Annotated in this window: 1 protein-coding gene and 3 pseudogenes; 2 read left to right on the top strand and 2 right to left on the bottom strand. The window is 38.3% G+C overall.

Going from position 1 to position 2,462, the window contains the following annotated elements:
* Positions 1-27: 27 nt before the first annotated feature.
* Positions 28-645, bottom strand: a pseudogene (locus ACXAC4_RS19925) (uroporphyrinogen decarboxylase family protein); the annotation flags it as partial.
* A 614-nt stretch (positions 646-1,259) separates the two neighbouring features.
* Here ACXAC4_RS19925 and ACXAC4_RS19920 point away from each other — a divergent pair.
* A pseudogene (locus ACXAC4_RS19920) lies at positions 1,260-1,533 on the top strand (uroporphyrinogen decarboxylase family protein); the annotation flags it as partial.
* Here the strand turns inward: ACXAC4_RS19920 and ACXAC4_RS19915 are convergent.
* Complete coding sequence (locus tag ACXAC4_RS19915) at positions 1,519-1,632, bottom strand: uroporphyrinogen decarboxylase family protein (protein ID WP_475164930.1); 114 nt, start codon at positions 1,630-1,632, stop codon at positions 1,519-1,521. The pseudogene ACXAC4_RS19920 and the gene ACXAC4_RS19915 overlap by 15 nt on opposite strands.
* Before the next feature lie 532 nt (positions 1,633-2,164).
* Between ACXAC4_RS19915 and ACXAC4_RS19910 the strand changes: the two are divergent.
* A pseudogene (locus ACXAC4_RS19910) lies at positions 2,165-2,413 on the top strand (Rsd/AlgQ family anti-sigma factor); the annotation flags it as partial.
* Positions 2,414-2,462: the final 49 nt, after the last annotated feature.

The raw sequence follows: 2,462 nt of genomic DNA, 5'->3' as shown, positions 1-2,462 counted from the left end.
TGTAACCTGGACCGTTACGTATTGCTAGATCATAAGCGATTGTGCACCTGCTTTAACCTGTGCGTTTAGGTAATCAATTACTGAATCAGCGACTTTATCTAGCAATAGGTGAAGTGTTTTTGGCTCAGCAAAAGCCATCTTTTTAATCTTACCAAACGTCTTGCTCGAACCACCTTCAACCATATAAGTAGCTAGCGTCCAAGGAGAACCAGAAAAACCAATAAGTGGTACTTCACCTTTCAGCTCACGACGAATGGTGCTTACCGCATTCATTACATAGCCAAGCTCGTCAGTAGGGTCGATATTAGGGATCTTTTGAACATCTGCTAAAGAGCTGATTGGGCGTTCAAATTTAGGGCCTTCACCTGTTTCGAAGTACAGACCTAAGCCCATTGCATCTGGAATAGTTAAGATGTCGCTGAACAGAATTGCCGCGTCTAACGGGTAACGACGAAGTGGTTGTAAAGTAACTTCACATGCCAATTCTGCGTTCTTACACAAACTCATAAAGTCACCAGCTTGCGCACGTGTTGCGCGATACTCTGGTAAATAACGTCCAGCCTGACGCATCATCCATACTGGCGTTACATCAACAGGTTGTTTCATTAACGCACGTAAATAACGATCGTTTTTCAATTCGCTCATAGCGTATCTCGATTCCAAAGCCTAAAAAATTGCGCAAATTGTATCACTAATTATGCGCAGGCTCTATCTAAACGCCCAAGCAAAGTGATTTGTCATGATCTAGATTAAACCACTAACGCTTCAACCACTTATGGAAAGACAAGCAAAAAAATTAAAAAACATCTTGTTAAACTATTTGCAACAACAAAAAAAGCTTGGTATAACTTCCCCCGCGTTAAAAAAATAACAACAAAACACCTTTAATAATAAAAATAACTTTTAATTTTAATAAAAATAAAAACTGCTAAACCAATTGATAAACCACCTTCGGGTGGTTTATCAATTGGTTTAGCAGTTTTTATTTTTATTAAAATTAAAAGTTATTTTTATTATTAAAGGTGTTTTGTTGTTATTTTTTTAACGCGGGGGAAGTTATACCAAGCTTTTTTTGTTGTTGCAAATAGTTTAACAAGATGTTTTTTAATTTTTTTGCTTGTCTTTCCATAAGTGGTTGAAGCGTTAGTGGTTTAATCTAGATCATGACAAATCACTTTGCTTGGGCGTTTAGATAGAGCCTGCGCATAATTAGTGATACAATTTGCGCAATTTTTTAGGCTTTGGAATCGAGATACGCTATGAGCGAATTGAAAAACGATCGTTATTTACGTGCGTTAATGAAACAACCTGTTGATGTAACGCCAGTATGGATGATGCGTCAGGCTGGACGTTATTTACCAGAGTATCGCGCAACACGTGCGCAAGCTGGTGACTTTATGAGTTTGTGTAAGAACGCAGAATTGGCATGTGAAGTTACTTTACAACCACTTCGTCCGCTACCCGTTAGACGCGGCAATTCTGTTCAGCGACATCTTAACTACTCCAGATGCAATGGGGCTAAAGATGTGCTTCACCTGCCAATTCTGCGTTCTTACACAAACTCATAAAGTCACCAGCTTGCGCACGTGTTGCGCGATACTCTGGTAAATAACGTCCAGCCTGACGCATCATCCATACTGGCGTTACATCAACAGGTTGTTTCATTAACGCACGTAAATAACGATCGTTTTTCAATTCGCTCATAGCGTATCTCGATTCCAAAGCCTAAAAAATTGCGCAAATTGTATCACTAATTATGCGCAGGCTCTATCTAAACGCCCAAGCAAAGTGATTTGTCATGATCTAGATTAAACCACTAACGCTTCAACCACTTATGGAAAGACAAGCAAAAAAATTAAAAAACATCTTGTTAAACTATTTGCAACAACAAAAAAAGCTTGGTATAACTTCCCCCGCGTTAAAAAAATAACAACAAAACACCTTTAATAATAAAAATAACTTTTAATTTTAATAAAAATAAAAACTGCTAAACCAATTGATAAACCACCTTCGGGTGGTTTTTTTATGCCCACAACCACAAAAATTCTTAACCGATTAATTTCAATAACTTACAAGCAAACCTGAACAAATAATGAAAAAAATGGTTGACCTTTGAGCTAGATTTTCTTTTTATAGAGGAAACAACACGCTAAAGGAGTTCGCTATGTTATCAAGATTTGAAGAAGCCCAACAAAAATGGGGTGGTAGTCACAGCGTTATCGATGCATGGTTAACTGAGCGTCAGGAATTGTTATTACAGTTTTGTAAATTAGCAGGCTTCGCGCCATTCGAACAAAACGATCATGCACTGCCTGACCAAGTGCAGATCCAAAGTTTTTGTCAGATCATGATGGATTACTTATCCGCTGGTCATTTTGAAGTGTACGACAACATGGTACAGGCCTGTAAAGAGGTGCTGTGTAAGAGGTGAATCTAACCGTCGTTAACCTTAGCAATACGTA

The sequence above is a fragment of the Pseudoalteromonas sp. AWM4_233 genome (assembly GCF_056158285.1).
Note: the sequence above shows the minus strand (reverse complement) of the source record. Positions and strands in the feature narration are given on the sequence as shown.